22 protein-coding genes are annotated in these 25,618 nt (G+C 42.2%); 11 read left to right on the forward strand and 11 right to left on the reverse strand.

From position 1 onward, the window contains the following. Positions 1-57 precede the first annotated feature (57 nt). Positions 58-855 (reverse strand): ABC transporter permease, encoded by a 798-nt coding sequence (locus tag K1X76_06295; GenBank protein MBX7148679.1) that lies wholly within the window; start codon positions 853-855, stop codon positions 58-60. Further along, entirely contained in the window at positions 855-1,397 is a 543-nt protein-coding gene (locus K1X76_06300; GenBank protein MBX7148680.1) for a hypothetical protein, read from the reverse strand. Before K1X76_06300 ends, K1X76_06295 begins: the two co-directional genes overlap by 1 nt. 42 nt (positions 1,398-1,439) lie before the next feature. Between K1X76_06300 and K1X76_06305 the strand changes: the two genes are divergently transcribed. Both K1X76_06305 and K1X76_06310 read left to right on the forward strand, forming a co-directional pair. Further along, positions 1,440-2,036, forward strand: coding sequence for a Maf family protein (locus K1X76_06305; GenBank protein ID MBX7148681.1), 597 nt, complete (start codon positions 1,440-1,442; stop codon positions 2,034-2,036). Continuing rightward, positions 2,026-2,931 carry a metallophosphoesterase gene (locus tag K1X76_06310; protein ID MBX7148682.1) on the forward strand — a complete coding sequence of 302 codons (906 nt, stop codon included), beginning with the start codon at positions 2,026-2,028 and terminating at the stop codon, positions 2,929-2,931. Before K1X76_06305 ends, K1X76_06310 begins: the two co-directional genes overlap by 11 nt. Here the strand turns inward: K1X76_06310 and K1X76_06315 are convergent. The 5 genes from K1X76_06315 to K1X76_06335 all read right to left on the reverse strand — a co-directional run bounded on the left by K1X76_06315 (position 2,906) and on the right by K1X76_06335 (position 7,889). After that, positions 2,906-3,742, reverse strand: a complete 837-nt coding sequence (locus K1X76_06315; protein ID MBX7148683.1) for a DMT family transporter — start codon at positions 3,740-3,742, stop codon at positions 2,906-2,908. The two genes, K1X76_06310 and K1X76_06315, sit on opposite strands and share 26 nt — an antisense overlap. 42 nt (positions 3,743-3,784) lie before the next feature. Continuing rightward, complete coding sequence (locus K1X76_06320) at positions 3,785-4,396, reverse strand: hypothetical protein (protein ID MBX7148684.1); 612 nt, start codon at positions 4,394-4,396, stop codon at positions 3,785-3,787. 116 nt (positions 4,397-4,512) lie between these two features. After that, complete coding sequence (locus K1X76_06325) at positions 4,513-5,730, reverse strand: hypothetical protein (protein ID MBX7148685.1); 1,218 nt, start codon at positions 5,728-5,730, stop codon at positions 4,513-4,515. An 83-nt stretch (positions 5,731-5,813) separates the two neighbouring features. After that, positions 5,814-7,508: a hypothetical protein gene (locus K1X76_06330; protein MBX7148686.1), complete on the reverse strand. Its 1,695-nt coding sequence runs from the start codon at positions 7,506-7,508 to the stop codon at positions 5,814-5,816. Positions 7,509-7,751: 243 nt separating this feature from the next. Next, complete coding sequence (locus K1X76_06335; protein MBX7148687.1) at positions 7,752-7,889, reverse strand: hypothetical protein; 138 nt, start codon at positions 7,887-7,889, stop codon at positions 7,752-7,754. A 160-nt stretch (positions 7,890-8,049) separates the two neighbouring features. On the opposite strand from K1X76_06335, the gene K1X76_06340 reads away from it, so the two are divergent. Genes K1X76_06340 through K1X76_06360 form a run of 5 tightly spaced genes read left to right on the forward strand, consistent with a single transcriptional unit; the run spans position 8,050 to position 13,848 of the window. Continuing rightward, positions 8,050-8,730: a response regulator transcription factor gene (locus K1X76_06340; GenBank protein MBX7148688.1), complete on the forward strand. Its 681-nt coding sequence runs from the start codon at positions 8,050-8,052 to the stop codon at positions 8,728-8,730. A gap of 31 nt (positions 8,731-8,761) precedes the next feature. Next, complete coding sequence (locus K1X76_06345; protein ID MBX7148689.1) at positions 8,762-10,108, forward strand: HAMP domain-containing histidine kinase; 1,347 nt, start codon at positions 8,762-8,764, stop codon at positions 10,106-10,108. A 21-nt stretch (positions 10,109-10,129) separates the two neighbouring features. After that, positions 10,130-11,488 carry an MBL fold metallo-hydrolase gene (locus K1X76_06350; GenBank protein ID MBX7148690.1) on the forward strand — a complete coding sequence of 453 codons (1,359 nt, stop codon included), beginning with the start codon at positions 10,130-10,132 and terminating at the stop codon, positions 11,486-11,488. After that, on the forward strand, positions 11,485-12,987 hold the full coding sequence (locus tag K1X76_06355; GenBank protein ID MBX7148691.1) for a thymidine phosphorylase family protein: 1,503 nt from the start codon (positions 11,485-11,487) through the stop codon (positions 12,985-12,987). The genes K1X76_06350 and K1X76_06355 overlap by 4 nt, the downstream gene beginning before the upstream one ends. Positions 12,988-12,993: 6 nt before the next feature. Then, positions 12,994-13,848: a ribose-phosphate diphosphokinase gene (locus tag K1X76_06360; protein ID MBX7148692.1), complete on the forward strand. Its 855-nt coding sequence runs from the start codon at positions 12,994-12,996 to the stop codon at positions 13,846-13,848. Here K1X76_06360 and K1X76_06365 read toward each other — a convergent pair. Further along, positions 13,803-14,114 carry a cyclic nucleotide-binding domain-containing protein gene (locus K1X76_06365; GenBank protein MBX7148693.1) on the reverse strand — a complete coding sequence of 104 codons (312 nt, stop codon included), beginning with the start codon at positions 14,112-14,114 and terminating at the stop codon, positions 13,803-13,805. The genes K1X76_06360 and K1X76_06365 overlap by 46 nt on opposite strands. Positions 14,115-14,239: 125 nt before the next feature. Here K1X76_06365 and K1X76_06370 point away from each other — a divergent pair, with 125 nt between their 5' ends. Both K1X76_06370 and greB read left to right on the forward strand, forming a co-directional pair. Further along, a complete protein-coding gene (locus tag K1X76_06370) occupies positions 14,240-14,944 on the forward strand; it encodes a Crp/Fnr family transcriptional regulator (protein MBX7148694.1) in 705 nt (234 codons plus the stop codon). 4 nt (positions 14,945-14,948) lie between these two features. Beyond that, a complete protein-coding gene (gene greB, locus K1X76_06375; protein MBX7148695.1) occupies positions 14,949-15,506 on the forward strand; it encodes a transcription elongation factor GreB in 558 nt (185 codons plus the stop codon). On the opposite strand, the gene K1X76_06380 is transcribed toward greB, so the two are convergent. Together K1X76_06380 and K1X76_06385 are read right to left on the reverse strand one after the other, a co-directional pair. After that, the gene (locus tag K1X76_06380) at positions 15,492-17,291 is read right to left on the reverse strand and encodes a DUF4215 domain-containing protein (protein MBX7148696.1); all 1,800 of its coding nucleotides are present in this window, start codon (positions 17,289-17,291) and stop codon (positions 15,492-15,494) included. The two genes, greB and K1X76_06380, sit on opposite strands and share 15 nt — an antisense overlap. A gap of 59 nt (positions 17,292-17,350) precedes the next feature. Then, complete coding sequence (locus tag K1X76_06385; protein ID MBX7148697.1) at positions 17,351-17,488, reverse strand: hypothetical protein; 138 nt, start codon at positions 17,486-17,488, stop codon at positions 17,351-17,353. A 230-nt stretch (positions 17,489-17,718) separates the two neighbouring features. Here K1X76_06385 and K1X76_06390 point away from each other — a divergent pair, with 230 nt between their 5' ends. Together K1X76_06390 and K1X76_06395 are read left to right on the forward strand one after the other, a co-directional pair. Next, positions 17,719-20,217, forward strand: coding sequence for a hypothetical protein (locus K1X76_06390; GenBank protein ID MBX7148698.1), 2,499 nt, complete (start codon positions 17,719-17,721; stop codon positions 20,215-20,217). Between the two features lie 238 nt (positions 20,218-20,455). After that, entirely contained in the window at positions 20,456-24,151 is a 3,696-nt protein-coding gene (locus K1X76_06395) for a S8 family serine peptidase (GenBank protein ID MBX7148699.1), read from the forward strand. Here the strand turns inward: K1X76_06395 and K1X76_06400 are convergent. After that, positions 24,148-25,515, reverse strand: coding sequence for an NAD-dependent succinate-semialdehyde dehydrogenase (locus K1X76_06400; GenBank protein ID MBX7148700.1), 1,368 nt, complete (start codon positions 25,513-25,515; stop codon positions 24,148-24,150). The genes K1X76_06395 and K1X76_06400 overlap by 4 nt on opposite strands. Positions 25,516-25,618: the final 103 nt, after the last annotated feature.

Consider the following 25,618-nt stretch of genomic DNA (forward strand, 5'->3'; position numbering starts at 1 on the left):
GCCTGTAAACAATTTAATGTTTATCTTTTTTTGATAGAAATTAAATTATACATGCAACTAAAAAATTAAAAACATTTTGGTTAAAAAATAATCGGCTACAAATACCGCAACCGATGAGGCCACCACCGAGGCCGTGGTAGCATTACCTACCCCTTGCGTACCACGTGTTGCCTTAAGCCCGTGGTAACAAGAGAGCACCCCAATTAAAAAACCAAAAAAGAGGGTTTTGCTAATACCACTTAAAAAATCATCCACCTCTACCGTGCGAATAATTTGATCAATATAAAATTTTGGGCCCACTCCGGTTTCAAAAATAGTAATTATCATTCCTCCAAAAATGCCAACCACATCGGCCATAATGGTGAGTATGGGTGTCATGAGCGTTACCACCAATACTCGAGGAACCACTAGTTTAGAAACAGGATCAGCCCCCATAGCCTCTAATGCCAGCACCTGCTCGGTAACAGTCATGCTTCCTAACTCGGCGGCAATACCGCTCCCCACACGGGCTGCCACCATCAGCGAGGTTAACACAGGCCCCAATTCACGACAGATGGCCATACCAATAATTTGCCCTACATAAAGTTCTAGACCAAAACGCTTAAGCCCCACAATAAACTGGAGTGCCAGCACCATGCCGGTAAATATAGCAATAAGATTAGTGAGCGATAACGATTTAACCCCCACAAAATAAATCTGCTGCACCACCAAATTCCACTGCGTTTTTTTGGTAAAAAGGGTTTTAAGGGTATCAAAAGCCAAAAAAGTAACCCCGCCCATAAACAAAATTTGCGTAATAATACGACCACCCAACTGGGTGAGCATGTGTTCGGTTTTTTGTTTGAATGCTGCCATTAGCGAGGGCCCTGAATATAGGCAAAACCACTGTAAAAAATTTCAAAATCGTCAGTTCCTAAAGCATAACTATCGGGATCCGACACATACACAAAATCAAACACACACTGATTCATTTTTAGAGTTACCGTATCAAGCACCACCGTAAGCCCATCCACTTTACCTTGCACCACACGCCTTAGCGCATCACGGCCAGCTACGGTAATGGCATTAAGCTGACGTACTTTTTCTTCGGTCATCCCATACGATGTTTGACGCGCTAACGTTTCCAGAGGACCATCATCAAAGCTTTGTTTACAAAACGAACTCACACTAATAGAAGCCTCGCGTTGGGTATTTTTAAATAAAATAGCACGGTAGTTAAACGAATCTTTCTTCCAATTACTGCCCAGCTTACCAACCCTAAAGGAACCGCCCTCAGTTTGCACCAACCCATGCTTAAAACCCTTCACACTGCCGCGTTGATCCACACCGCCAAAACACGAAGTGATAAAAAGAGGGATAAGTAAAAAGACAACCTTAGACAAGTGCCGATAATCCATGATAATTGTGGATAAGATAACGAAATTAGCCCATTTAAACAAATGAATTTATTAAATCAAAAGCTTCCTTTAATTTTAGCCTCTGGTTCTCCTCGCAGGATAGAATTGTTAAAAAATGCAGGATTTGAGTTTACCATAGCACCGGCGGATATTGACGAAACCCCGCGCCCACGTGAGATGCCAATGGATGCAGCTTTACGATTAGCGATGGCCAAGGCACAAGCGGTAAGCGCCTCATTAACCAATCCATCTTTGGTGTTAGCCGCCGATACCCTCATTGCATTTCAGAACTCTATTATAGGCAAGCCAAATAGCCCAGAACATGCGTTTAGCCTGTTAAAACAATTACTGGGTACTTCTCATGAAGTGATTACCGGATTTTATTTGCTCAAAACCCACCCCAAACCCATACCTCTTCTTTGGGATGCCATCATTTCCAAAGTAAGTATGCGCAATGCTCAAGACGATGAAGAAATTTGGGATTATATTAAAACTGGTGAACCTATGGATAAGGCCGGTGCTTACGCTCTACAAGGTATAGGTCAAAAATTTGTGGAAAGCGTGGAAGGATCACACAATAATGTTATTGGACTTCCTATTGAAGCCATCCTACCGGTACTTAAACAATATGCCTCTTAAATTAAGGCTAAAAGAATTTTTTAGAACTCTACATCACCGCAAATGGGTGCGTGTTATTTTATATATTTTGATTAACGTGGGGCTACCAATAGTAGGCACTTATGCCAATTTTATAGAAGTCCGCCGCCTGTCTGTATCGCGCATACCCTTACCCATCAAAAAAAACCTGAAGCTCAAAATTGCTCAATTAAGCGATATCCATATGGGACCAACCAATAACTCGGTATCTTTTTTACAGCGGGCCATTCGCACTCTTAATAACCAAAAACCCGATATCATTTTACTTACCGGCGATTTTTTACAATGGGACATGAAATATTCAAAGGCCTTGGCCAATATACTTGCAAGTCTTAAGGCCCCACTGGGCGTATATGCAAGCCTTGGTAATCATGATTACGGGGTTTGCCATCCTGGAGAAGAACCGCATGATCCGGTAGATTTTAACCAGTTTATAGCCGACCTAAAAACAAAGGGAATTAAAACACTGCACAACCATGCGGTAGTTTTTGAAAACTATTCCACACCTTTTAATTTGGTAGGGCTTGGTGATTTATGGACCTCCTCTTTTAAACCAGAAGACGGATTTAAAAACATCAACCCTCACTACCCCACTATTTTAATGTCGCACAATCCCGATAGTTTTGAAGCACTCCAAAATTATCCTTTTGATTTGATGTTATCGGGGCATGTTCACGGCGGGCAAATTTCGTTTCCTTTTATTGGACCTTTGGTAGTCCCTGTTAAGCACCGGCACTTAAGACGGGGACTGCATGAAGTAGCAAAGGACAAATGGCTCTATACCAACAGGGGCTTGGGATACACGCTCAAGGCACGTTTTTTATCAATCCCAGAAATTGCTATTATAGATATTACAGGCTCTTTTCCATCCGCATGATAACAATACAAGTAATAATAACCACAACGCTTCCAGCAATAGAGTAAACGGAGGGCTTTTCATTCCATAACAACAGGCCTGATAGATACGACATGACCACGGCACTATAAGCCATGGGGGAAATTTTTGAAATTTTACCAAGGCCATAGGCTTTGGTAATGGTTAAAATAGCCCCCGTTCCCATCACACCGGCAGCAATTAAGAAAGATAAATCGTAGGGCGATGGCATAATTGCTTGTGTAAGCATAAAGGGTGTTGCAAAAAGAAAAGCCGCTATCACAAAAAATATGCCTACACGGAGAGGTTCTTCGCTTTTGGATAAAATATGAATGAGCACCAAATCGAGTGCTGTTAAAAAGCTGCCCAAAAGTGTTATAAAAGCCGACGGCCCAAATGTATCAAATTGCGGCGCCAAAATAATATACACCCCCGCCCATCCAATGAGTGTGAGAATTATAAGCAAAAACTTTGGTTTTTCTTTCAAAATAAAAAAATCGAGAACCACAATAAAAAGTGGGAAGGTCGTAAACAGAACCATCGATTCGCCAAGAGGTAATTTGGAAAGCGAATAAAAATTACACATCATGGAACCCGCTCCGGCCAGCGCTCTAATCAGCATAATTTTGGGGTTAGCAGGAATAAGCGAAACCTTGTAATACAACATGAGAAAAGCCAAACAGGAGATTGAAACCAGCGAACGAATCCACACAATTTCCATCACATGAAGAGAGGAGCTTACAAATTTAACGCACACAGCAAGAGCTGTAAAAAAGAACTCGCCTATTAAGATAAGAAGATACGGATTATTCACCCAAGTGAGGTACGTAAAGCGAGGGCAAAGATCAAGTTCATTTTACAACTGCAAATTAACACGCACACTCACATCACATTCTTGGCTAAGTGTTGTGTTTACCCACCACCATTTTTCTGAAGAAAATACACTCACCGTCTTTGTTTGTACTTTATCCCACTGACGGGCCAAAGCTAAACGCTGACTTTCCAATTCTTCAAGCTCATCATAAACAGATTCTTGCTCTCTTTCAAACTGGTTTACATAAGCCTGGCCAAAACGATCGCGAATATTGGTTACAAGGCGATGAGTTTGTTCTATGGCAGTGGTAATTTTTTCAAGGTCATCAGCGGCCTTTTTAAGGCTATTACAAGAATTATTCATGGGATGGTTAGATTCAAATACGGCCAAGTCATTGCGAATACCTGTTACCGCTGTAATCAACATTTGGGATCTTTCGGCAAATTTACCAGCAACTATCGCTTGCCACTCTTCTCTTGCCTGAGTCGCTCTTTCAAAAGTTACTGGAGCCCTGGTTGCCCTATCGTCTTGAACCACATCCTCATCATCTAAAATACCCTTAATACCGTTGTCCTTCACCACCTTATAAGAAGAAACATTATTAAATTTTTCTATGTCTGTACGGATATAAAGATAAGTAGAATTTGCGCCCATGTGGCTGGTAAAACAAATAAAACTAGGGCAGTCAATACGCGCTGCGTTACAATAAAAAACCCCGGGGCTTATGGCCACCGGGGGTTTTTATTTTAATGCACAACAAAAAACAGGTTTTACGAAGGCTGAACAGCACTCCAGCAATCGATATAATTCGAATCAACACTATTAATATTGTTACATTCGGTAACCGATTCCGCTTCAAAATCGATAATGAATTCTTCCGCACCGGTTGAATCGCAATCAAACACTTCATCACCGGTAAAAGCTGCGTTTGTAGCGGCATCTTCCTGGGTAATGGAATCGGGCAAGGTTACATCGGTAACATCAGCCAAAAAGTCGTTAGAATCAACAACAGCGGTTGTATCGCCATTCCAGCTTTCGGTGCCACTATCTTCATAGTCATCACCACCATGAGTTCCTGACATACTGTATTTGGCAGCGCCATCACCAATGGCAATGGTGGTCATAGCATCATCGTTTAATAACTCGGCAATGGCATAGGTATGATTAGAATAGGTTTCGGTATCTTCTCCGGAACTAAAACTACCATCTTCAGATGAAGCAATGGTTGCTGTATCAGGCCCTTGATCAAAAGTAGTTTCACCAAAGCCTTCTCCATCATTATCGACGGAATTAGATACATACTGGGTTACCATCGATTTGCTGGTAAATTCCAGGCTATCGTTCAACTCACCAGTAATGGTAGCCACCTGGTTCCCAGTACCATGTTCGTCATCCCAGGCCGATTTTGTGGTGATACTTAAACTGGTACCATTATTGTAATTAATATAATCGGTTTGGTTCCCTGCCGTACACGACCACATTTTAAAATCGGTAATTACATCGCCACTTTTAGTAACCTGCATTTTAACAACAAAATCTTCGCCAGGGCCTTCACCTTCAGGGGCATTTAAAAATGTCACAGCAAACGTATGAGCGTTACCATCATACAAATCGGCCGTTACACCACTATTGGCTTCGTTCTCCATAGAAGACTGCATGTAACAAAGCACCATGTCGGCAAACGACATATTTTTAAGAGATTGTTTAACACCTTGTGTTGTTAAACACATGGCCATGCTGCTATCAGAATCAAAAGAACTATCATCCACTTCACTTAACACTTTTCCCGATTCGGCAAAATCAGGCTGAATGGAGCGTCCTAAACTGCCGCTAATCGCTTCGGTAACAGCACTGGTGGCACGTGGCAAATCGCCGATATCACTAATACTGGCTCCTGTTGTACCAGAACCCGAGCCTGAGCTGCCGCAGGCAACCGAAAATAATAATCCCAAACAAGACAATGCCGATGCTATTTTTTTAGTCTTCATGATTTTCCTTTTTAGATATGAATTGAATAAATAAAATACCCCCCTAAGGCTTTAGCCCTAAGGGGGATTGAAATATTTTTTAATTACCCTTCAAGAGGCTGAATGCACATATGAAGGCTCTCATCACAACGCGGCGCATTCTCATACGATCCGCAGTCATCATCGGTAGCACAGGTGTAACCGCACACGCTAATATCCATTTCTTCAATAGCCACACAATCCACACCAGGGCCATAGGCGGTACAATCATCAACGGTGGCACACAAGCTGTTGCAGTACATTGCATCACCACCACGAGACGTACACCCTGCGCCATCTAAATCGGCAATAGCGCCACATTCCGAAACATCACTACATTCTTTGGTGTAGTCAGAATGAATCTGGTCAAATTCACCCATCAATTCATGACCACCGTCTTCCACTTGCTGTTCGCTACCCTGATCAAAACAAGGAACATTGGTTCTGTCAAAATCGGGCTCGGCACAATTTTCACTAACTGCTGCCATTAAGGCTGTGGCATCTTCAACGTCTGCAACTAAATCTGTAAATTCACTTTCAGATTCGCAATCCCATACTTCATCACCTTCAAAGGCAATAGTGGGTGCAGCATATTCATCAAGCTCAGTTGCATCAACTCCATCAAAGTATTCAACATCGTCGCTAGCAGCAATAAGCGAAATTAAATTTTCGCTATCATCTGTTGAATAGCTGAAACACTCGGTGCCACTGTTACTAAAGTTACAGTTCCCATCTTCATCTGCGGCTTCAATGAAATCGGTAGGCCAAGTTAAACTTTCAAAATCGGTGTCTTCACTAAATTCAACCCAGCAAATAGGATCTTCGCCATCAAATCCGCTGGCATCCAAATCGTCTTCAAACAACAATTGGCCAGCAAGCATTCCAGGATAGGAGCCAGTCGATGAAAATTTGGCACAACCTTCATCGGCATTGGTTTCGCCATAAGCCTGTGTTGTCCAGGTTCCCCATTCACTATCATCACCGCCCGACTGAAAAGCCGAACCCACAATATTTTTAAGTGTACCGTCATTTAAAGCTGAAACGCTAATGCTACCACCACCCCAGGGACCATTAAAAGAACCGGTCACACTGGCTTCATCGCCCACTTCAAAATCGGCAATATCTTTATCAGGTAAGTACGATTGAATTTGCTGACCAAAAGTACCAAAATCTTGTTCATCATGAATACCTTTTGAAAACACATCAAAACGGCCATCATCGGTTACAGCATAACGTGTATAATTGGTTTGGGTATAGGTATCTCCGTCGGCACTTTCACACACAAAAAGCTCAAGTTGATCGTTATTTAAACCAATCTTGACACGAATATTCATTCCAGAAGGACCTTCTTCTTCATCCTCAAGGTCAGAAAAATCCATAGAATAGAAGCCGTAAGTGTTTTCAGGAACTGTTAAACCCTGGGTAGTTTCCAGCGTTTCAATAATACATTTATCAAATTGTTGCTGTGTAACCTGCGCTTTTACTTCTTCAAGTTGCATGCGCATTTCACAACCAGCATACGAAAAACTGCCCACTTCACCAATCGTTCGTGCAAGAGATGGCGATACACTCGCATCTGAAGCTGCCGCTACATCCAAGGCATCGATATCAAAATCAGGAACTGTCGATAACGAACGAAGGTCGGCTGTTGTAGCGCCTCCGTCTGTCGATCCTGACGACGATGACGAACCTCCGCCGCAAGCTGTTGAAAAAATTAAACTCGATGCAAAAACAAATGATAAAAGTTTCGATGGCTTCATATGAATAGATCCCCCCTTAAAAAGGCCTTGTTAAACATGTAAAGCCTGGGAATAGAGCAAATGATATGCCACTTAGGTTTTATTTTTTTATTTTGATTATCAATATGTTACAGACGTAGAGGGATGGTTCCAGAGGTAGGTTTTCACCCCCTCTATTTGGCTATTTCTTGTAAAACGTATTATTTTTTAAAGACTTATCTAAGATGTCAAAAATTGCCGGAGGGCGTCAAAATTTTCCACTTTTTAGCAAGGTTTGCATTCGCCATCTTCATCTTCACCGCACTTGCAGTTTTCTTCGTGAATGCTGGAACTTGCCTGAGATAAAACAGGTTGGGCTACCGAAGCGAGTAAAACTAACAGAATTAAAATTAGATTTTTCATACTTTCTTTGCTTACTGTAAAAAAAATCAATTCGTTTTGCCACCTCTAATTTCATTATTTTTTGATAACAAACCAAAGTGTGGAAGTAACAATTTTTTAATGTAATGCCAGTTGCAAAGAAGGCTTCTTTTTGGAACAGTGGGTATTGAAAGGACAACAAATGAAAATTATAGCCGTTGAAGACGAAGCCAAAGTTTTAAATTTTATTCAAAAATCTCTCTCACAAGGAGATATCACTGTAGACCCAGCTAAAAACATAGATGAACTCTACGGGTCTCTCCTCTCCGCAAAATATGATGTAATCATTCTAGACCGCCTTTTAAATGGTGTTGATTCACTCACTCACATTGCTGAAATCCGCAAAAAAGCGCCTGAATCAAAAATTTTAATTTTAAGCGCATTATCGGATGTAGACGAAAAAGTTAAAGGCCTCTCCGGTGGTGCCGATGATTATTTGGCCAAACCCTTTCATGTACAGGAACTATTAGCCCGCATCCGCGCCTTAACCCGCCGCGCTGGCGATACCCCCCAAAACAACAGCCTTACTTTTGAAGATATTAATGTACAGCTCGATACTCAGCGCGTAAGCCGCAGCGGTAAAAAAGTGGATTTAACCGCCAAAGAATACAAACTCCTTACGTTTTTGATGAAAAAGCCAAATCGGATTTTTTCTAAAGCCGAACTGATAAACCAAGTGTGGGAGCTTAATTTTTACCCCGAGAGCAATATCGTAGAGGTCGTTGTAAACCACCTTCGCAATAAAATTGATAAAGGTTTTGAAAAAACTCTCCTCCATAGCCGCAGAGGTACCGGTTACTGGATAGGCGAAAAAGATTTGTGACTTTTTTGCCAATTTGAGACAGTAGCAGTCCATGAAACTTTCTCTCCATTGGAAAATTACGCTGAACATGTGGATTGTAGCAGCCCTGTGCATACTCTTGGCTCAGAGCTTATCCACGTTCATCTATTATAAAAATCAGGAAATCAATATCGAGAATGAATTAGCGGGCACAACATCAACACTCATTGCTTTGGGAATATCTAATTATCACGGTTTGGAACGTTTTCAGGAGTTAGATGCCTTTGTGGACGAAATTTTAAAACTGGAAAAAGTACAAAAGGTGATTCAGGTTTATACCGGGCGCGGCAAAATGATGTTTTCGTCTCGCATGATGGGCAACGAAAAATTTAAAGAAGCCTTTCATACTCCCGCCAAACCATCTTTTAAAACCAATACTATTGAAGGTAAAAATTATAAGGTACTCGTTACTCCCTACATTGCACAATCTGGGAAACAATATTTCCTACTTGCAGCCATGAGACTCCCCTCTTTTAAGGGAATTTTTATTTCCACCCTGGACGAAAGCTTGATGCTGTTTATTCTTTTATCCGTTTTCGTTCTTTTTATCTCGCGCTACCTAGCAAGCCGCATGATTGAGCCCGTTAAAACTATCGCCCATCATTTAACCTTAATGGACCCGGCCAGCATGAAAGATTGGGAACCACTCATTGTCCCTAAAGCTGGTGATTATTTAAAAGATATCGTCAGTGGGGTTAATCACCTGTCGCGTCGCGTAAAAACAGCACTTTATACGGTAAGCCGCACCAATCGTTACCTGGCCCATGAACTACGAAACCCACTCGCTATCATTTTGGGCGAAGCCGAAATGGCCCTCATGCGCGACAAAATGACAGATGACGAATATAAAGCTGTGTTAAAGAGCTCGCTTGAAGAAATTGAGCGTATGAAAAATGTGATTGAAACGGTTTCTCGCCTCTCACTCAAACAACGCAACAGTTACAAACCTTCGCCGTGTGAATTAGTCAATTGGCTTAAAACAAATAAGCCCGCCTGGGATAAAATTTTGGGTGATGAATTGGTTACTCATTTCGAAACCGATCAGGCAGTCGTTGTTCTGGATCAAGATCTTCTATACCGCCTGGTGGACAATTTAATACGTAACATTAAAGTACATGGTCAAAGTAAAGCCAGTTTAACGTTAAATAAAACCGATAGCAAAGTAGAGCTTGTTGTTGAAGACGATGGACTAGGGATGTCAGACGAGCTTTTAAACGAGCTTAATACCGGACAATCGACAAATAGCAAAATTGGCATTGGTCTTTCTCTATGCTTGGAAATAGCCTCTATTTGCGGTTTTAAACTTATATTTAAAAATAAAACGACTGGTGGCCTTAAAACAACTATTGTGCTCGAGTAAGCTTGATAATATACCTCCATCATGAACCTTACTTTTTTGGGTGCCACCGGAACCGTTACCGGGTCCAGATATCTTATAAGTACAGGACGCAAAAATATTCTTGTCGATAGCGGTTTATTTCAAGGCTACAAACATTTGCGCCTGCGCAACTGGGATAAACCTCCTTTTAGTCCGCGCGATATTCATGCTCTTCTTTTAACCCATGCCCATATCGATCATTCGGGATACATTCCCGTTTTGGTTAAAAACGGCTTTAAGGGACCTATTTATTCCTCCATAGCAACACGCGATTTATGCAAAATTCTTTTGCCCGATTCGGGTTATTTACAGGAAGAAGAAGCTCACTACATTAACAAGCGCGGTTACTCCAAACACAAACCAGCTCTTGCACTTTACAACCGAGAAGACGCTGAAAAATGCCTGCATTTTTTTAAACCTGTTCCTGTAAATAAAAAAATCTCTCTTGGGGCCGATATGTCGTTTACTCTGAAGCCTGCAGGACATATTTTGGGCGCCAGCACCATCACGCTATCATCAAAAAATAAAACGATCGTTTTTTCTGGCGATTTAGGCAGACCACACGATCCTGTTACCAAACCGCCACTTCCTATTCACAAAACCGATTATTTAGTCATTGAATCGACCTATGGAAACCGTGTCCATGTTAAAACAGATATTTTAAACGAGCTGGGGCAACTGTTAAACAAAACACTCTCTCAAGGCGGAACAGTTATTATTCCTGCTTTTGCGGTAGGACGTACTCAACTTATTTTGTACTATCTGGCGCTTCTTAAAAAACACGGGCTACTACAAAATGTCCCCATTTACCTCAATAGCCCCATGGCCACAAACGTAACCGAAATTTTTTGCAAACATCACCGCGAGCACCGCTTAACTCTAGAAGATTGCGAAAACATGTGTCGTCATGTCACCTTAATTAATAATCCGGAGCAATCCAAAGCCATCAATTTTAAAACTGGCCCCATGATCATCATATCAGCCTCTGGAATGGCTACAGGGGGCCGAGTTGTTCACCACATTAAAGCCTTTGCTCCTAACCCTAAAAATCTTTTACTCTTTACCGGCTTTCAGGCTGGAGGCACCCGCGGGGCCTTAATTGTAAATGGGGCCAAAACAGTAAAAATTCACGGTGAAGTTGTCGATATCAATGCCCAGGTGGCTAATTTGGATAGTTTATCGGCACATGCCGATAGCGATGACATTATCTCGTGGCTAAAAAATTTTAAAAAGCCCCCCATTAAAACATTTATTACTCATGGCGAACCGGATGCTGCCGAGGCTTTGCGCCGGCGCATTTCCGACGAGCTAGGCTGGGAAGCCTGCGTGCCGCAATATGGAGACAAGGTAAAACTGGTATGAACAATACAAACTGCCTGCATATTAAACGACTTGGAATCGATACTTATCAGGATTCGGTCGTCTATATTCGCGCGTCCTCCGGCGTTTGCAGGTCCGAAGGTTTTGAAGCACACACACAGGTAAAATTATCGGCCCAGGGCAAGAGTATTGTTGCTACCTTAAACGTGGTGCACGATCATCTCTTTCAGGAAGATGAAATTGGTTTTTCAGAGGCGGCCTTTAAACGGATGGGGCTTCCCGAAAACACTTTGGTGGCCATCAGTCATGCCGAACAAGCATCCTCCATGGCTTACGTACGCGGAAAAGTTTACGGCAACAAATTATCGTCACCCGCCATGCATGCCATTGTTGCCGATATTGTCGGCGGCAAATATACCGACATTCAACTATCTTCATTTATTACAGCGTGCGCCACCGGCAATTTGGATATTGATGAAATTACACACTTAACCCGTGCCATGATTGATACAGGCGAAACCGTATCGTGGGAATCTCCCATCGTTGTCGATAAACACAGTGTGGGTGGGCTACCCGGCAATCGCATTACCCCAATTGTAGTTTCTCTTGTTACTTGCCATGGGCTAACCATGCCTAAAACATCATCACGCGCCATCACCTCTCCTTCGGGCACGGCCGATACCATGGAAGTAATCACACCGATTAATTTAGACACCAAAAAAATGAAACAGGTGGTGCACGATACCGGCGGCTGTTTTATTTGGGGAGGGCATGTGCGTTTTAGCCCGGCCGACGACATTTTAATTAGAGTAGAACGTGTTTTAGATCTGGATAGCGAAGGCCAGATGATTGCCTCAGTACTTTCTAAAAAGAAAGCAGCAGGTTCTACACATGTGGTTATCGATATGCCACTTGGCCCCACAGCCAAGGTGCGCGACATGCAAACCGCACGGCTTTTAGAACGTTTTTTTATCGATGTCGGCTTAAAAATAGGACTAACAGTAGAAGTGATTATTACCGATGGCGTAGAACCCGTAGGATACGGCATAGGGCCCGCCCTGGAAGCACACGATATTTTAGCCGTGCTCCAAAACCACAACAACGCCCCTGCCGATTTAACTGAAAAGTCTCTTGTCTTTGCCGGAAAAATTTTGGAAATGGCAAAAGTATGCCTTAAGGGTGAAGGTATTGAAGTATGCCGTAACACTTTAAAATCGGGAAAAGCTTTTCAAAAATTTATTAAAATCTGTAATGAGCAAGGGGGCTTTTGCCCACCCGCAATTGCGCCCATACAACATCCTGTTTTAGCCACTGCCAGCGGAACCCTTACTGCATTTAATAACCGGAAACTGGCCATGATTGCCAAGCTTGCGGGTGCACCCAAAGCGCCTTTAGCGGGTGTTAAACTGCACAAAAAATTGGGAGATATTGTAGAAAAAAACGATGTTTTGTATACACTCCATTCCGAAACTCCGGGAGAATTAGCGTATGTTCTTTCTTATATCCAAACTAATGAAAGTGTTGTCACCATTACACCGTAAAATTTTATGATTTTATCTTATCCTCAAAATTATCCGCTCTCTCAAAATTTATCGCAGCTTACGGGCAATAACCTTGTGAACTGGAAAATTCATACTTTTCCGGACGGGGAAAATCTGGTGACCCTACCAGATAACATTCCGGAAAAAATTTATCTTGTGTGCGATTTATCGCATCCCAATAGCAAAATACTCGATCTCCTTTTTTTAAGCGATGCTCTTAAACTAAACGGAGCCAGTCACATTACACTTGTAGCCCCCTATTTGCCCTACATGAGGCAAGATACTGTATTTCATAAGGGCGAACTGGTTACATCCAAAGCTTTTGCAAAACTCATCTCAAGCTATTTTGACAAACTCATTACAATCGACGCTCATTTGCACCGCTTTAAAAAATTGGAAGAAATATATTCTATTCCCTGCATCAATCTGGAAGCAGCAACACTCATTGGAAAGTGGATTAAAAACAATGTAAAAAACCCGCTCATCGTGGGGCCCGACGCCGAAAGTTTGCAGTGGGTTGAAAAGGCCTCAAAAGAGGCACAAGCCCCCTTTGTGGTATGCGAAAAAAACCGTTTGGGTGATAACGAAGTAAAAATTACAATTAGCGGGCTTGATGCCTATAAAAATTTAAATCCCGTTTTAGTGGATGATATTATTTCATCGGCCCACACTTTAATTGAAGCATCACGTGTGTTAAAAAATGCCGGTTTTAAAAAGGTGGGCGCCGTGGCTACTCATGCTTTATTTTCGGAAAATGCCTTTCAATTATGCATAAGTGAACAAATAACACCGCTTGTAACTGCCAATACTATTGCTCATTCTACTAATGAAGTAAATGTGGCCTCACTGATCCCCATATGATTCAAAACAACCTTACGTGGAATAAAAATAGCTTCAACCTTATCTATAGCTTCTGCCGTAACACAATATAACGAACCATCTATTACATGCTCAAACCCCAACCAAACGGGCGCATCCATCATTTTTTGCTTTCTTCTTGGCGCTTTTTTTAATAAGACTTTCCCCGATAAAATAAAAAATGCACCGTTAGGCTCATGGCCCTCGTAAAATAAAATCTGGCCAGCGCGGAATGTTAACTTTAATCCGTTCTTAACCATTTTTTCCATGGTCGATGCTGAAGCCGCCGTGTTATAGGGGTTTATAGAACAATACGGGCAAAACACTTTACCTCCATTGTATTTTTTATACAAAGGAGTAGGCCGTTTAAAAATGATCTGTATCAGTATTTTTTATGAAAACAAACACCCTTTGCCAAAACTGTAACACCCGCGAAAAGAGTATTTTTTGTGATTTATCGCATGAACATTTAAAAGAAATGGACAGCGTTAAAACCACCAATACCTACAAAGCGCATCAGGCTATTTTTTATGAGGGCAACCGTCCTTACGGGCTCTATTGTGTATCCAGTGGCAAGGTAAAACTTTATAAAATGGATGCTGACGGCAATCAAAAGATTGTGCGCATTGCAGGCCCTGGCGATATTTTGGGTTACCGCTGTTTATTATCGGATGAACCCTACACCGCTACAGCCGAAACTATTGAAGAAGCTAAAATCTGTTTTGTAGATAAAACGACCTTTACCGATATTATTGAAGCCGACCCCAAAACAACCCATAATCTTTTAAAAACTCTCTCCATCGAACTGCGTCAGGCTGAGCAAGAAAGCTTTAATGTAGTACATAAGAGTGTGCGAGAACGCGTTGCAGAACTTTTACTTATTTTTAACAAACGTTTTGGCCAAAAAGTAAAAGATGGTTTTCTACTCGACATTTCATTATCGCGCCAGGAATTAGCCGATTGTGTGGGTACCACTCAAGAATCTGTGATCCGTACCTTAAGCGACTTTAAAAAAGAAGAACTGATAAGCGAAAGTGGCAAACAAATTATCATTACCGATGTAGAAAATTTAATCGACGCAGCCAACCTTCCCGAATAATTTTATGTCGAAAGCTTTTACCAAAGAAGACGACAAGCAAGATGATGATAGCGGCGACATCAATGCGCCTCCTATCCCTAAAGGCTCAAAGAATTACATCACACCTCAAGGTTTTAAAAAATTAAAGGATGAATTGCACGACCTCTTAACAGTGAAGCGCCCCGAATTAACGGCCATCATAAACTGGGCCGCTAGTAATGGCGATAGAAGTGAAAATGCCGATTATATTTACGGCAAAAGACGCTTAAGAGAAGTGGATAAAAGAATTCGTTTTTTGGAAAAACGGATTGAAGCGGCGGAAGTGACAGATCCCACACAGAATAAATCAACCAAAGTATTTTTTGGAGCCACCGTGACAATTGAAGACGAAAACGGTGAACAAAAAACTTATTCCATTGTAGGTATTGACGAAACGGATTTTAAAAAAAACAGGATCAGCTGGATATCCCCCATGGCCACTTCCCTATTAACCAGGGAAGTGGGCCATTTAGTGAGTGTTAAAACTCCGGGAGGAATAAAAGAGTACGAAATTATCTCGATAACCTACCTACCCCTTGATTGATTTCCTTGCTGCCACCAGAATTCCGGCCAAAACAAACACCATCATCAGTGATGACATCAAATTCGTTTGGGACGCATTTAAGCTGCAACCACCTCCACCACTACCAGCATTACCGATGGTCCCCGAATCAGCCTCTAAAGTGCAAGTACTGCTGCAATCATCACCGTCGGTGGTATTACCATCATCACATTCCTCGCTATCGGCTTTGGTACCATCACCACAAACAACGGCAGGGGCTACTTCTTCAATACACAACGCACTACAACCATCACCATCGCTAGTATTACCATCATCACATTCCTCGCTATCGGCTTTGGTACCATCACCACAAACAGCGGCAGGGGCTACTTCTTCAATACACAACGCACTACAACCATCACCATTGGTAGCATTGCTATCATCACATTCTTCGGTGCCGGCAAGCACACCATCTCCGCAAATAGGTTCATCCACTGCGCACACGCTACTACAACCATCGTTATTGATGAGATTACCATCATCACAAACTTCGGTGCTGGATTGATCGATCACACCGTTGCCGCAAACAGGAAAGTTTAAAAGCTGGCCGAAGATTTCAAACTCGTTATTAGCAAGAGGAGCTACATCATCATCACCACGCCAAACCGTCACGTACGTATTATTTTCCGGTAAATATCCAGCTACAGGCCAATTCCCCATATACAATGCAGAACCATACCCACCCATATCCGATACGGCAAAGTTGTTATCAATTTTGGTTCCGTTGGCCGCCATTCTTTGGGCAAATATTTCTATTTCGTCTGCTGTCGTGCTATAGGGCGCTTGCCGTGTAGCTCCATACCAAACCACCAGATATTCATTGGCAATAGAATTATAAACAATCGAGGGATGATGTGCCGAAGCATCGGTGTTGTCATCCCTACCACTGTTACTGATTCTCACATCATCCATCATGGTTCTATTTCCATTCACATCCAAGATTTGTCCAAAGACTTCAAGTTTACCATTTCCAACATCGTCATCTTCTCCGTACCAAACTACAAAAAATTGTTGATTGACGGGATTAAAAGCAACAACCGGGTATTTCGCACCATAAGCTCGATTATTACCCGGACCCATTTGGCTAATTTGAAAATCGTTATTGCCGGTTTGCACACCGCTTGCCGTTAAAAACTGACCATAGGCTTGATAGTCGATTTGATTAGCTGGAATGCCGTCGGCATGAGCCGCATCATCCGCCCAAACAACCAGGTACCGATTATTAATGGAATCATATTCAATAGAAGGACCAAAAGCGTTATTCCCACGGACATTACTAATCTGAAAATCATTATCGCCAATTTCTCCAGCTACGGCATTTAAACGCTGAGCAAAAATATGTGTTTGAGCATTTGCCGTCAGTCTTGCTGTCCACACAACCAAAAATTCATTTTCGACAGAATTATAAGCTACAGATATCGTCGACTCATATAATTCAACATTTCGCCCCACTTCTTTCATGCTACTTATTTTTAAACGTGACCCTACCAAAGAACCGTCAATTCCAACAAGTTGGGCATAAACCTCGAATTCTTCATCAACTAAAGAGCCTGTGTTATCATCCGAAACCCACACCACCAAAAATTGCTTGGTAGTGGTATTATAGGATACGGCCACTGCCTCTGGTCTGTAAGGTGAAGAAGCATTGGGCCCCATGCTGCTGATACGAAAATCGCTCACTACTGTGGCCCCGGTACCATCCAAAATATGTCCAAACACTTCATGTTCGTCATTGATACCAGTACCTTCCCCCACCCATGCAACCAAACATTTCGTTTCATAAGGTGCACATACAACCTCAGGCTGCGGAGTTGAAACAGTTAAATTTATATTTCCTTCCCCCCCCCCATCTGGCTAATCCTAAAATCATTAGCCCCAATCTCACCCGCAACGGCTTGGGTTAAAAAGATAAGATTCATTAAAACCGACAAAAAAACCGATAAAAACTGAATTCCCTTTTTCATAAAATCACTCCAATTATTAATAGTTCCTTTAAAAACGCCCGAGATTACTCTCAAGTGCACTATGTTAATTATCGCAAATTTATGAAGTAAGGTTGTTTAGAAAAATATACGAATGTGCAAAAACTGATAACAAACTGTCATCAGTTTTTGGCGGTAAATCAGCAACTTTTCCTTAAACATAACGATAATGACACAGTTTTTTATTCAAAGTTTTATCAGGAGCAGTCTGCATGAAAAAAACATTCCTATTTTTAATTATTTTTACTTTCTTATCTTTCATCAAAATTGATCATGTTTATGCACTCAATTGTCAGGTGGGTCAGGCTCCTTATACGAACATCCAATCCGCTATCAACGATACCAATTGTACTCATGTGGGTATTCCGATTGGAACTTATAATGAAACTCTCTCTATTAACCGGAGTGTAACTTTAATCGGAGAAAATCGTCAGCAGACAATTTTAACAGGAAGCAACGCTCATCGTATTATCCAGATTGCCTCTCAAACGCCGCCCCAAAGTATCATTACGATCAAAAACCTGACAATAACTGATGGCTACTCTGACTCAATGGGAGCAGGTGTTAGCTGCAGACCTTCGTTTCTCAATCCAGGCGATACGTTGTTGTTAAACCTGGAACGGGTGAATGTGATCAACAACAGAGGAGAATATGGTACCGGTGGACTTCATGCCGTTTCTTGCAATATTGACATCAAAAATTCTCTTTTTGAAAACAATGCTTCGGCTCAAAGTAACGGGGCCATTGATGTTGCCAATGCGGAATATACCAATATTGCAAAAAGTCGTTTTATCAATAATCAATCGGGAATGGGCAGCAGTGTCGAATTAAGCCGTACAGATAATATTACAATTCGTCGCTCACATTTTATTGACAACAATACAAATGAGTTTTTGGGTGCTAGTGGAGCCCTTTCCGTAGAAAGTTTTGAAAATGCCGAAATACAAAATAGCAATTTTATCAATAACGGTTCCAACCTTTCACAAGGTGGGGCCTTGTCTGTAAGAGCACTGGAAAACAGCCAAATCAGCATTAATAGAAGCGTTTTTGAAAACAACCATTCCGCCATTGGTGCTGCTATTTATACCTGGCCAAGCAGCCAACCTGTTTTTCCGGTTTTTAATATCAATAACAGCCGTTTTACCCGTAACCATTCCGAAGATTCGGGTGGTGCCCTGTATGTTTTTACAAACCAACTTGAAATTTCCAACAGCATCTTTGAAGCCAACAGGGGGTTTGGAGCATCAATCTGGACCGAATCTTATCCGCAAAGAACACAAAATATCAATATCAGCAACACCCGTTTTTTGGGTAATATCAGTACTGGTTCATACACATTTAGCGGCACCATATTTATCGGCGTAAAATCAAGCGGCTCACAGGTCAATCTTTCTCAAGTTGAAATGGATGCAAACCAAACAGAACAATGTGGCACACTTTGCATGAATATCAGTACCGGTGGCCTTCTTGATTTAACCGTGGAAGATAGCCATATAACCAATAATCAGGGCGGCTTGTCGGGCTTTTTCTTCATGAGCAATATTCTGGGAACCCCCACAGATGAAAGAGTGACAATACGTAATTCCGAATTTATCAATAATAGGGGACATGATTCAGGCGTGTTCGCAGTTCATGAAAAGATAAATCTCAATATCGAAGATTCAATATTTTTGCAGAATCATTCGGATACATACGGTAGCGTAATCCATTCCTGGCAAAGCAACAGTGTTTTTAATCTTAATCGTGTTACACTTTCCGATAACACACAAGCCGATGATGGCGCCATCTTCATCCTTGATAACGATTTGTCTCGTCTTCATACTTTTAATGCAGTGGAAGCCAATCACAATGTTTCATTGGTGAGCGGTGTTGGATTATTCAGTTTTTCAAACTTGTCGGCAAATATTACAAATTCTAACATTATAAACAATCAGGGCTTTATGGCCGGTGGGATCGATGCCACTAATGCCAATGTTAACATCATACAAACCAAACTGGATGACAACCAGGCCAGCCAAGGGTCGGGGGCGGTTAATGCTTACAACGCCAACATTACCCTGGACAAGGTAAGCATTAATAATCATACCAGTCAAAATAGTGCCTCCATCTCATTAAATGGTGGTAATCACCTCGTAAAAAAATCATCGATAACTAACAATAGCTCTTCCAGCCAAAATAGTTCGGGTGGTATTCATGTAACGAACGGGATACTGAATCTGCAAAATTCAACACTTTCTAATAATCAGGGGCCTCAAGGCGGGGCCCTTTTGTTGACAGCATCCAGCGCCACCATTGATCATGCCACTATTTTTAATAACACAAGTTCTCAGGGCGGAGCCGGGATTTTAAGCAACAACTCAAACGCTCTTGTTCGTAATTCGGTTATTGCCAACAATACGGGAGGCTCGTGTCTTGGCAATATCACGCAAGAACCTGATTTTAGCAGCGTCAATGATGATATGACCTGTACTAATTTTGCCTGGAATGACATGCCATTAAATCTCATTAATTTGTTGCCGTTAGCCCTTATGCCCAATGGAACAATGGCCCATATACCGGTGCCAACAAGCATCCTGATTGATAATGCCCAGGAGCTGTTAATTGAGGATCAGCTAGAATCCTTGCGTCCCCAGGATTTTCGTTGTGATCAAGACATAAACCCGGATATTGGCGCTATTGAGGTGCCTAGTAACTGTCCTGCTGCTCCCTAAGGATATTTACAAAAACCACCGCACCAGCTCTCAATTCGCATCTAATTTTCGCCATTTTTTTTGACTCTTTTAATTTCATTTTTCTCATTCTGATAAAAATATATTCATATTCTACAAAACCACTGGAAATAGTGGATAAAACCCTTGTGATCTTTGGATAAAAATTGGTCCAAGTTTTGCATTATTTCTAAGAGTGATCCTCAAGTCTAAAAAAACGATCTTCCTGATTTTAAGCTCTTTGGTCATTTTCTGGCAGCATCCAGCAACAGCCCAAACAAACACGGCTGTTGGCATTAAAAAAAGTGAAGAGTTTTATATTGAAGTACCCACGCATGACATTGAGGATATAAAAAATGACCGGGCCTTTAAAACGCTTGTACAGCAGTTTGGAAAACCAACAATTACCAAAATTTTACCCGATATAAAGAATGGCGAGGAATACAAAAACTATCTGGATAAACTCCGCCACAAATTTCCCATACGGGCCCAACGGATGACGCCTCAAGAATCGACTCCCCTTTCCAAGATTTACAACTACTATCACCTGACATTTTCAAAACCTATAGATACCGCCCAGGCCGATTATATTTTAAGCATCTTGAAGCATCTTTCAAAAATATCTTTTGTGGAACTGGTACCTCATGAAAATTTGGATCTCGCTATCAATCCCGGCCTGCCAGGCCAACCCCAAATTCCATCTCAGCCCATAACTCCCATCCCAGTGCCTGGCAGCCCTCAAACACCCAACGATCCATTTTTTTCAAGCCAGGGAACATGGAACCAACCCTACACCGACATGTGGGGATTAAATAAAATAAACATGCCTCTGGCATGGTCGTACTCGCGTGGGCATCCTGATTTAAAAATTGCCGTGATTGATGGCGGTATCGATTATAATCACCCCGATATCAGCAATTATATCTGGAAAAACAATATTGAAGAAAATGGAATAACGGGCGTAGACGATGACAACAACGGCTATATCGATGATGTTGTAGGATACGATTTTGAAAGCGAAGACAACGACCCCATGGATCACTATGGTCACGGTACCCACGTGGCCGGTACCATTATGGCTGCAAGCAACAACAGCATGGGGATATCGGGAATAATCTGGCAGGGCAAAATAATGCCACTTAAAGTCTGTAGCGATTCTTCTGGTTCCTGCAACTCTTCGGCCAAGATAGATGCCTTGCATTATGCCATTAATATGGGAGCCGATGTGGCTAACCTGAGTTTGGGTGGCTATAATTATTCGCAAACCGAAAAAGAAAATTTTTTATTCGCACGGGATGCAGGACTTGTGGTTGTAGCGGCCACGGGAAACGACAATAGCGATGCCTCCTATCATTTCCCCAGCGGATACCCCACTGTAATAGCGGTAGGAGCCATCACACCAACTTTTCAAATTGCCAATTTCTCCAATTATGGTTGGAAAACCGATATTCTGGCTCCCGGCTCTTCTATTCTGTCACTTAATGCCAATCAGTCGGTCTATGGATCAACTCATACAGATAAAATCATCCCCACACTTTTGGAACCTTCCAATTATCTTCTTATGTCGGGTACCAGCATGGCATCACCTCATGTGGCAGGTGTGGTGGGCTTGTTACTGGCCTCAAACAACAGGCTGGATGTCGATGAAGTTTTACAAAAAATAAAGCAGACAACATCCTCGCATACAGGAACGGAATCTCCCGAAGCCACAAGTGTTTACGGAATTTTAAATGCTGCAAAAGCGCTTGAAAATACCGATACCTGTGCAGCACAAATTCTATCTCCGTTTGGAGAAACCATCACTAGCGCTCCCATCACCATCACAGGTATTGCGAGAGGAAAAAGTTTTCATCATTACAAACTAGAATGGGGATCGGCACCTATTGGAAACTATCAAACCATTAAAAAATCCACGAATAAAATTTTTAATGGGGTGCTGGGAACAATCAATGTTTCTCAAAGTTCAAAAGTATATTTACGACTCTCGGTTTACAACAAACATAACGAAATCTGCGGCGAAAGTATTACCCAGGTTGTATTGAGCAATACAGCTCCTGCCATGAGTGTAGAAATACCCAACGGAAGCATTCACCATGTCGCAACCGGCCATTTTGATAACGATGATATTGCCGACTACCTGGTAAGTGCCCGTCACCATGATGATGCCGGCTATCCACAAGGTACTTTATCGGTCCACCTGGTTTTGGGATCTAGCTTAATAGCCGCCTCAACACCAGCAAATCTGGATACTATCACCAATAAAAAATGGACAATCCCCTATCTATACGAACAAAACAGTTACGGGCTACCCACACTCATGCATGACATGGATGGTGATGGACTAGATGACATTTTGATTGCCAATATAAATTACACCGGATCAACTTCGCTGTCGGGAGAAGTCTGCATTTATCTGGCATCAAGCCAATCAACATGGCCCGATACCCTGGATACTTCGGCTGCCAATTATTGCATCCACGAAAATTTCGCCAATGCGCATGTTGGTTTTTTTCTAAAAAGCCTTCCCGATCTGGATAACGATGACATTGGGGAGTTGGTATTGGGTTCGTGCTTGGCTCCGTCTCCCGGTTCCACGTCGGGTTATCAGGCACTCAACCTGCTTTATACGGGCACCCGCTCTCAATGGAGCCAAAATAATATTTTATCGCAAATGCCCATTTCCACGCTTTCCACTAGTGAATCAACTTCCTACTGTGACTCGTCATTTTTTTCTACAAAGTATTTAACACTGGGGACACAAACACTAGGGGATGTTAATGGTGATACCGTGGAAGATTTTTTAGTCATCAACCCTGTAAACGACAGCCAGTATACACTCTTGTCTCCCCTACAGCCCGGAAGCGATATTTTACTGGATACTTCACTACCAACAATCAATTATTCGTCGTGCGACAAACCTATTTCATTTGGCGAGGGGTCGAATACGCCATACTTTACGGTATTAAGAACACCCACCGTGGGCTGCACAGATGAAAAGCGATTGCTTTTATTACCACCTATCGATTTAACGCAAGATCAATCGGTGGCCATGTTAGTTAACACCATTTATTTAAAATCAAACAAACTTAATTTAGGCACACCCGAAAACCGTTTAAAAGAAACAGCAACTGGCGATTTGAATGGTGATGGAGAAACAGATTACGTAGTATCCGATGCCATTCAAAACGGAACGGGAATCTTTCATATTTTTTCTGGATCCTCACAGCTTGCTTCCACAGGTTTTTGGCAGGCGAATACCGGTTTTATCACCAGCAATAAAATGCGTTCGTCGGTAATTGTTGATAACCTGATAGCAGGTGCCTCCGATGATTTACTAATTTATGATGATGATGGCACCAGCCTTAACATATACACTTTCGACAATGGTTTTCCTGATTTGTACGATAACGACGAAGATGGAGTTACAGTGTCTGGAGGCGATTGCAATGACAGCAATCCCTTTATCAACCCACACATTCAGGAAATTTGCGACCAAATAGATAATAATTGCGATGGGCAGGTGGATGATGTTGTTACAACCTATTATCTGGATGCCGATGCCGACAATTATGGTATTACAACACAAACGGTGCAAGCTAACTGCACATTACCTGCTGGCTATGCCACTTTTCCAGATGATTGCGATGATACGCGTTCCAACGTAAACCCCGGATATCATGAATTTTGTGATGGCCGCGACAATGATTGCAATGGGTTAATTGATGACAGAGAGCTACGCACTTATTACAGGGATGATGACAACGACAATTATGGAAATCCAAATGGGAGCATACAAGCTAGCTGTCCACCTACCGGTTATAAAAGCAATGACGATGATTGCATAGACACCAATGCCGCCATCAACCCGGGAGCAAGCGAAATTTGCGATGATACCGATAATAATTGTGATGGTAGTGTAGATGAGGGCTGCACTTAATATAGATTAAGTACCGTCTTGATATTGGCAAATTCCATAATACCAAAGCTCCCAAGCTCGCGGCCATAGCCCGATTCTTTAATACCACCAAAGGGTAAACGCGGGTCGCTGCGTACTTGTGAATTAACAGCCACAACACCGGCCTCGATTTTTTTTACAAATTGCGATGCTCTTTTTTCATCCCGAGTAAACACAGCCGCCCCCAAACCAAATGAGGGATGATTGGCCAGTTGAATGGCCTCGTCATCGGTTTTAAACGGGATCATCACCGCCACTGGGCCAAAAACTTCTTCATCAAAAGCTGGCATACCGGGTTTTACTTCGGTTAAGAGTGTGGGCGGATAATAAAAACCCTGTTTGGGAACATTTAAATTCTGGCACACAATAAAAGCGCCCCGCTCTACCGAACGTCCCACCTGCTTTTTAAGCATGTCACGCAAATCATCACGCGCCATGGGGCCCATTTTGGTGTCGGGGTTTTCGGGATTACCCACAACAAGTTTTTGCATGCTCTCAACCAAGCCCTCTTTAAACTTTTTATAAAGAGATTCATGCACAATAAATTTTTTGGCGGCAATGCATACCTGCCCCGCATTATTAAAACGAGATTCCATACACGTATTCAGCGCCAAATTAAAATCGGCATCGTCGCATACAATATACGGGTCACTCCCACCCAGTTCTAAAACAGATTTTTTAAGATATTTTCCAGCAAGTGCAGCTACCTGCTTTCCGGCACGCTGGCTTCCAGTTAAACTGACTCCCTGCACATAAGGATGACTAAGAACACTTTCTACTTTAGGCACATCCATCCATAAATTTGTTAAAAGCCCGTCTGGCACTCCCGCTTTTTTAAAAACATCCTCGATGGCTGCTGCACAGCCCCATACATTGGGAGCGTGTTTCAGCAAAATTCCATTTCCCGCCATTAACGTGGGCGCTGCAAAACGCATCACCTGCCAAAACGGAAAATTCCAGGGCATGATGCCTAAAACAAGACCCAAGGGTTCAAAAGAAATATGATTGGGTTTCCCGTCGGTTTCAATTTTTTGTGGAGCAAGAAGAGATGCCGCATGATCAGCATAATAATTGAGCCCCAAAGCGCTCTTTTCAACTTCGGCCACAGCCTGTGTGATGGGTTTTCCCATCTCGCGCGTCATGAGAAGAGCATGTTCTTGTTTGTGAAGAAGAAAAAGTTCCGCCGCTTTTTTAAGAATTTTTGATCTTTCCTCAAACGAATAGTTTCTCCAAACCCGAAAAGCACCATATGCCTTTTCTATCTTGGATAAAATCGTGGCATCACCGTCTAAAGCATAGTCGGCCAATACTTTGCCTGTTGCGGGGTTGATTGTTTTGATCGTCATATGTATTCTTTCTTCGTCATACCGGCGTACACCACGAGGGTGCAACTTCGTGGGCTGGTATCCAGGCCCATCTTAACCTGGACCCCGGCCTCCGCCGGGGTGA

Source organism: bacterium, assembly GCA_019695305.1.
Taxonomy (GTDB): domain Bacteria; phylum UBA10199; class UBA10199; order UBA10199; family JAIBAG01; genus JAIBAG01.